This window comes from Sphingomonas sp. 2378, assembly GCF_038084995.1.
Taxonomy (GTDB): Bacteria; Pseudomonadota; Alphaproteobacteria; order Sphingomonadales; family Sphingomonadaceae; genus Sphingomonas.
On the sequence record NZ_JAXCMJ010000086.1, the window covers coordinates 1 to 3,794 of the forward strand.

Below are 3,794 nucleotides of genomic sequence, written 5' to 3' on the forward strand. Positions count from 1 at the left end.
AGGCACAGTTCGCCGTCATCTTCGGCGAACGCTTCATCAGGGCCATGGCGGCGTAATGTTCATCCGCCCGCCCGCACACGAAATTCCTGACACTCCCGGTGGCCTCTGTGAGACCCCGTGCCCTCCCCCATCCCCTCCCGCTTGCGGGAGGGGAGCGGCTAGACGTGAGGGAAGACTATACCAACAGCCGTTCCGCCTGAGCGAAGTCGAAGGCCACGGGAATCCCTCACCTCACTCCCCCATAGCCTCCGCCGCCAAGGCCTCCGCTTCGATCAGCAGATCGTCATCCGCGCTCCCCGTCGCGACCTTCTCCCGCCCGATCAGCACCAGCACCGGGACCGCCAGCGGGCTCACCCGCTCCAGATCGACATGCAGCATCGTGCCCCCCGCCCGGTCGAGCAGATGGGCCAGCCGCCCCACATCGGTCATCCGCGCCCGCGCATCGTCCCACGCCGCCTGGAGCAGCAGATGGCCGGGCTCGTACTTGCGCAACACGTCGTAGATCAGGTCGGTCGAAAAGGTCACCTGCCGCCCGGTCTTGCGCTTGCCGGGATGCTGGCGCTCGACCAGCCCGCCGATCACCGCCACCTCGCGAAAGGCGCGCTTGAGCAGGTGCGATTGCTGCACCCAATCGACGAACTCGTTTTCGAGAATGTCGGGGGAGAAGAGGCTGGCCGGGTCGGTCACCTTCTCCAGCCCGTAACAGGCCAGCGCATAGTCGCTCGCCACGAAGCCGAGCGGCTTCAACCCCTGTGCCTCCATCCGCCGGGTGATGAGCATCCCCAGCGACTGGTGCGCGTTCCACCCCTCGAAGCTGTAGGCGACCATATAATGCCGCCCCTCGCGCGGGAAGGTTTCGACCAGCAACTGGCCGGGGCGGGGCAGGACCGAGCGGCGATCCTGCATCTCCAGCCAGTCATGCACGTCGGGGGGAAAACGATCCCATTCGCTCCGGTCGGCGAGGAATGCCCGCACCCGGTCGGCGAGGCTGGTCGAGAGCGGCATCCGGCTGCCGCCATAGGTCGGGATGCGCGCGGGGCGGGAGGTGGCGCGGACGATCAGGTCTTCACCGTCGATCGACTCCACCTCCAGGCTCAGCCCCGCGAAGAAGAAGGTGTCGCCGGGGGCGAGGGTGGCGGCGAATCCTTCCTCCACCCGGCCAAGCTGGCGGCCATTGCGGAAGCGGACCTTCAGCATCGTCGCCTCGACGATGATCCCGGCGTTCAGGCGGTGCTGCGCGACGAATTGCGGATGGGTGACGCGCCACGTCCCGTCCGTCTGCTGGACCAGCCGCTTGAACCGGTCATAGGCCTTGAGCGCATAGCCGCCGTCCGCGATAAACCGCAGCACCCGCTCGAACGTCTCGTCCGGCAACGCCGAATAGGGCATGGCCGAGCGGATTTCGTCGAGCAGCGCGCCCTGCTCGAACGGCGCGGCGCAAGCACAGGCCATGACATGCTGCGCCAGCACGTCGAGCGCGCCCTGTCGGAACAGGTCGGGGTCCAGTTCGCCCGCCTCCACCGCATCGAGCGCGGCGCGTGCCTCCAGATATTCGAAGCGGTTGCCGGGGACGAGGATCGCACGGCTCGATTCGTCCAGCCGATGATTGGCGCGCCCGATCCGCTGGAGAAGCCGCGACGACCCCTTGGGCGCGCCCATCTGGATCACACAATCCACATCGCCCCAGTCGACGCCCAGGTCCAGGCTGGCCGTCGCGACCAGCGCGCGGAGTTTGCCGTCCGCCATCGCGCCTTCCACCTTCGCCCTCGCCTCCAGCGACAGCGAGCCGTGATGGACGCCGATCGGCAGGCTTTTGTCGTTCGCCTTCCACAAATCCTGGAAGATCAGTTCGGCGAGGCTGCGGGTGTTGCAGAACAGGATGGTGGTCCGGTTCGCCTCGATCACGCGCATCACCTGCGCGGCGGCGTAGCGGCCCGAATGGCCCGCCCATGGGATGCGATCCTCGGGCAGCAGGATGGCGATGTCCGGCGGCGCGCCCGGCTCGCCGGTGACGAGGCCGACCGCGTCGATATCGCCGTCCGGGGCCAGCCAGGCGCGATAGCCGTCCGGGTCCGCCACCGTCGCCGACAGCGCGACCCGGCGCATGGCGGGGGCAATTCGCTGCAACCGCGCCATGCATAAGGAGAGCAGGTCGCCGCGCTTGCCGGTGGCGAAGGCATGGACTTCGTCGACCACGATGGTCTTTAGCTGCGCAAACATGCCCTCGGAATCCGGGTAGCTGAGCAGCAGCGACAGCGATTCCGGCGTGGTCAGCAATATCTGTGGCGGCTTGACCCGTTGCCGGGCCTTCTTGTCCGACGAGGTGTCGCCGGTCCGCGTTTCGACCCGGATGTCGAGGCCCATCTCCTCGATCGGCGTGACGAGGTTGCGGCGGATATCGACCGCCAGTGCCTTCAAGGGCGAGACATAGAGGGTGTGCAGCCCCTCGGACGGGCGCTCGATCAACTCGGTCAGCGTCGGCAGGAACCCCGCCAACGTCTTGCCCGCGCCCGTCGTCGCGACCAGCAAGGCGTGGCGGCCCGCCCGTGCTTCTTCCAGCATCGCCAACTGGTGCGTGCGCGGGTGCCAGCCCTTGGCGGCGAACCAGTCGGTCAAGGCGGGCGGAAGGGAACCAGGGAGCATCCCGAAGGATATAGGTATCATGGTCAAGCTCGGCGACTGGATACAGCCCCATAAACATGGGATTTACGTGGCCCCCGCCGATGTATGGGTCGATCCGTCCGAGCCCGAGGCCAAGGCGCTGGTGACCCACGGCCATGCCGACCATGCGCGCGGCGGACATGGCACCGTCTGGGCGACGCCGGAGACGCTGGCGATCATGGCGGCGCGCTACGGCCCTCAGACGGGCGTGGCCGTAGGTTATGGCGAGACGATCCGGCTGGGTGAGGTGGACGTGAGTTTCGTACCGGCGGGCCATGTGCTGGGATCGGCGCAGATCGTGCTCGATTACCGGGGCGAGCGGGTGGTGGTGTCGGGCGATTACAAACGCCGCGCCGACCCGACCTGCGCGCCGTTCGAGCCGGTGAAATGCGACGTGTTCGTCACCGAGGCGACCTTCGCGCTCCCTGTCTTTCGCCATCCCGAAACGGGCGACGAGATCGACAAGCTGATCGCGCGGCTCCACGCCAATCCGACCCGCTGCGTGTTGGTCGGGGCCTATGCGCTGGGCAAGGCGCAGCGGGTGATCGCCGAACTGCGGGTGCGCGGGCATGAGGCGCCTATCTATCTTCACGGCGCGCTGGCGCGGCTATGTGCGCTGTATCAGGAAATGGGCGTCGACCTGGGCGAGCTGCGCATGGTGGCCGATACGCCCAAGGCCGAGATGGCGGGGCATGTCGTGATGTGCCCCCCGGGCGCGCTCAACGATCGCTGGTCGCGGCGGCTGCCCGATCCCATCACGGCGATGGCCAGTGGCTGGATGCGGGTGCGCCAGCGGGCGCGACAGAAGAATGTCGAACTGCCGCTGATCCTGTCCGACCATGCCGATTGGGACGAACTGACCCAGACGCTGACCGAGATCGCGCCGCGCGAGGTGTGGGTGACGCACGGGCGCGAGGAGGCCTTGGTCCATTGGTGCGAGACGCGGCAGATGAAGGCGCGGGCGCTGGCCTTGGTGGGGTTCGAGGATGAGGATGATTGAGGGGGATTCCCTTGGCCTTCGACTTCGCTCAGGCGGGAGTGTCAGGAATTTCGTGTGCGGGCGGGCGGATGAACATTACGCCGCCATGGCCCTGATGAAGCGTTCGCCGAAGATGACGGCGAACTGGGCCTTT

2 protein-coding genes are annotated in these 3,794 nt (G+C 67.3%); one reads left to right on the plus strand and one right to left on the minus strand.

The annotated features are described in order from the left end of the window. Positions 1-231 precede the first annotated feature (231 nt). A complete protein-coding gene (locus SM191_RS19195; protein ID WP_341507611.1) occupies positions 232-2,643 on the minus strand; it encodes a ligase-associated DNA damage response DEXH box helicase in 2,412 nt (803 codons plus the stop codon). A gap of 19 nt (positions 2,644-2,662) precedes the next feature. On the opposite strand from SM191_RS19195, the gene SM191_RS19200 reads away from it, so the two are divergent. Continuing rightward, positions 2,663-3,661 (plus strand): ligase-associated DNA damage response exonuclease, encoded by a 999-nt coding sequence (locus SM191_RS19200; RefSeq protein ID WP_341507612.1) that lies wholly within the window; start codon positions 2,663-2,665, stop codon positions 3,659-3,661. The last annotated feature ends 133 nt before the right edge of the window (positions 3,662-3,794 follow it).

Excerpts from the sequence above, each read along its gene's own strand:
- SM191_RS19195 (WP_341507611.1), bottom strand. The coding sequence starts at position 2,643 with ATGCTCCCTGGTTCCCTTCCGCCCGCCTTGACCGACTGGTTCGCCGCC.
- SM191_RS19200 (WP_341507612.1), top strand. The coding sequence starts at position 2,663 with ATGGTCAAGCTCGGCGACTGGATACAGCCCCATAAACATGGGATTTAC.